The 2,950-nt window shown below is 61.1% G+C and carries 4 protein-coding genes; all 4 read left to right on the plus strand.

Translation table 11 applies throughout. The features are described 5' to 3' along the window. Window positions 1-99: 99 nt before the first annotated feature. The 4 genes from tnpA to JKL46_RS34370 are packed head-to-tail and all read left to right on the plus strand — an operon-like array spanning window position 100 to window position 2,876. Window positions 100-528, plus strand: a complete 429-nt coding sequence (gene tnpA, locus JKL46_RS34355) for an IS66-like element accessory protein TnpA (RefSeq protein ID WP_201842899.1) — start codon at window positions 100-102, stop codon at window positions 526-528. After that, entirely contained in the window at window positions 525-878 is a 354-nt protein-coding gene (gene tnpB / locus JKL46_RS34360) for an IS66 family insertion sequence element accessory protein TnpB (RefSeq protein WP_343074179.1), read from the plus strand. Before tnpA ends, tnpB begins: the two co-directional genes overlap by 4 nt. 45 nt (window positions 879-923) lie before the next feature. Beyond that, window positions 924-2,609, plus strand: a complete 1,686-nt coding sequence (gene tnpC, locus JKL46_RS34365) for an IS66 family transposase (protein WP_201842900.1) — start codon at window positions 924-926, stop codon at window positions 2,607-2,609. A gap of 18 nt (window positions 2,610-2,627) precedes the next feature. Beyond that, complete coding sequence (locus JKL46_RS34370; protein ID WP_201842901.1) at window positions 2,628-2,876, plus strand: hypothetical protein; 249 nt, start codon at window positions 2,628-2,630, stop codon at window positions 2,874-2,876. Window positions 2,877-2,950: the final 74 nt, after the last annotated feature.

Here is a 2,950-nt window from a genome sequence, read left to right on the forward strand (position 1 = left end):
GTACGCATCCGAGGAAGGACGCATTGCGCTAGTGAGTGAGAGTGTGGATGGTCTGTCTATATAGACGTCAATATAGACAGTATAGACAGTGCTTTAGCCATGGACATGATGGATGCTCGCCCGGGGCGCGTCAGCAGGATGGAGATCGTCGAGAGCGGTCGCCGGCGGCGGTTTACTAGTGAAGCGAAGCTGGCGATTGTGGCGGAAAGCTATAGCGGCCTGCGCCAGGTCACCGCAACGGCGCGGCGCCATGGGATCACGCGCTGGCAGTTGAACGGGTGGCGCAGGGCCGCGCGGGAAGGAAGGCTTGTCAGCCGTTCGACAGAAGGCTTTGTTCCGGCACTGATCGTTCCCGAGTCTCGTGGTGCAGCCGCGCAGCCTGCATCGGCTGCACCTGTGCAGCCTCTCACACCCGACCACGGTCGCATGGAAGTCATGAGCGCGAACGGCAGGCGTGTGATTGTGGACCGGGATGTCGACGTTGAGGCATTGCTGCGGATCATGCGTGGTCTGGAGACGTTGCCATGAACCCGTTTCCGATGGGTCAGGGTGTGAAGGTATGGCTGGCAACCGGGCATACCGACATGCGCTGTGGTTTCCCCACTCTGGCTCTTCGGGTGCAGGAGATTTTGAAGCATGACCCTTTGGGCGGCCACCTTTTTTGCTTCCGGGGGCGCAAAGGTGACCTGATCAAAGTGATTTGGCATGACGGCCAGGGAGCCTGCCTGTTCACGCGCAAATTGGAGAAAGGCCGGTTCATCTGGCCGAATGTGGAGGGCGGCGCTGTTGCGATCTCCGCGGCTCAGATGTCTTATCTTCTGTCCGGAATCGACTGGCGCAATCCGCAGGAAACCTGGCGTCCAACACGGGTTGGGTAGCATTATTCGATTGAAAGCACAGGGAAATTCTGTTCGAATGGCGTCATGCCTTCGAAGCCTGACGATCTTCCAGAAGATCTTGCAAGCGCCTATCTGGCGCTGCTGTCCGAGCGTGAGGTGTTGCAGGCGGAACGGGATGTCGTTGTCGCCGAGAGGGACAGGGCTGTGGCGCAAGCCGCCAAGGCGCAGGCCCTGTTGTCCGACAGCGAGGCCCTGATCGCCAGTCTGGAACTGGCGATCGAAAAGCTGAAGCGCGAACTGCGCGGCCAGCGGTCCGAGCGCGCGGCGCGGCTGATCGACCAGCTGGAATTGCAGCTCGAAGAACTGGTGATGGCCGCGACTGAGGATGAAGTTGCGGCGCAGGCCGCGGCCAGGAGCTCAAACGGGCGCTCCTTTGTGCGCCGGCGGCCGGTCCGAAAGCCCTGGCCGGAGGATATCGAGCGCGAACGCGTGGTGATCGATCCCCCGGCTACCTGCGCCTGTTGCGGTGGCTCGCGCCTGGCGAAACTGGGCGAGGACATCACCGAGACGCTGGAGGAGATCCCGCGTCGGTTCAAAGTGATCGAGACGGTGCGGGAGAAGTTCACGTGTCGGGATTGCGAGGCGATCAGCCAGCCGCCGGCGCCGTTCCATGCCACGCCGCGCGGCTTCATCGGCCCTCATCTGCTGGCGACGATCCTCTTCGACAAGTTCGGCATGCACAGTCCGCTCAATCGCCAGAGCGCCCGGTTCACATGCGAAGGCATCGCGCTGTCGACCTCGACGCTGGCCGATCAGGTCGGGTTTGGAACCTTTGCGCTCGGGCCGATCTTCGATCTGATCGAAGCCCACGTGTTCGCAGCCGTTCGGCTGCATGGCGACGATACGACCATTCCCATCCGGGCCAAAAGCAAGTGCACGACCGGACGGATCTGGACTTACGTGCGGGACGACCAGCCGTTTGGTGGGCCTGCGCCGCCAGCCGCGGTCTACTACGCCTCTTGCGATCGCCGCGGCGAACATCCGCAGAAACACCTGGCCGGGTATGGCGGCATTCTGCAGAGTGACTGTTACAACGGCTTTGAGCCGATCAGTGTTGCCGAACAGAAAGCGGTGCCCATTACCTTTGCCTTCTGCCACGCACATGCGCGACGGAAATTCTTTGAACTGGCCGATATCGAGAAAAGGGCTCGGGATCGCAAACGAAACGGCAGGCCGATCTCCCCGATCGCGTTGGAAGCCGTCAAGCGGTTCGACGCGCTGTTTGACATTGAGCGTCAGATCAACGGCTTGAGCGCCGCGGAACGACTGGCTGTGCGGAGGGAGAAAAGCAAGCCGCTGTTCGATGACATGCACGAGTGGCTGAAACGGGAGCGTGCCACCCTCACCCGAGCATCCGAGGTGATCGGAGCCATTGACTACATGCTGAAGCGCTGGGATGGCTTTGCCCGTTTCCTGGAGGATGGCCGGGTTTGTCTCACGAACAATGCCGCCGAACGGGCATTGAGAGGGATTGCCTTGGGGCGCCGCAACTGGACCTTCGCAGGTTCCCAGCGCGGGGCGGATCGTGCCGCCGTCATGCTCACCCTCATCACGACCTGTCGTCTCAACGACGTCGATCCAAAAGCCTGGCTCGCCGACGTGCTGGCCCGGATCGCCGATCTTCCTGTCGCCCGCCTGCACGAATTGCTTCCCTGGGAGTGGAAAAGCCGACGGCAGGCCCTGAAGCCGGCGTCTCAGCTGGCCGCGTGACAGAAAAGGGACCGACAAATGGGATATCGCAACTCAACTCTGTACACGCTGAAATACGTGGCTGATATGCTCGGAGAAGACGAAGACTTCCTGCACGAGTGCTCCATCGAAATGTTCTCGGAGGACGGCCGCCTCAGTGCCTATGACACCTTTCCGGCCTCCGAGTTGACCGAGCATATTGTCCTCTTCACCGAGGATGGCATCGAGAACCTCAAGTACATCATCGAGGCTCGCAGGACCGTCGCATCACAAAAAGCCGCCCCTTAAACCTGCACCAACGTTAGCAACGATCCCATCAACGCGCGAGGCCTGATCCCGCGGTGTTCCTCGGATGCGTACGT

Source organism: Microvirga zambiensis WSM3693 (assembly GCF_016735695.1).
Classification (GTDB): domain Bacteria; phylum Pseudomonadota; class Alphaproteobacteria; order Rhizobiales; family Beijerinckiaceae; genus Microvirga; species Microvirga zambiensis.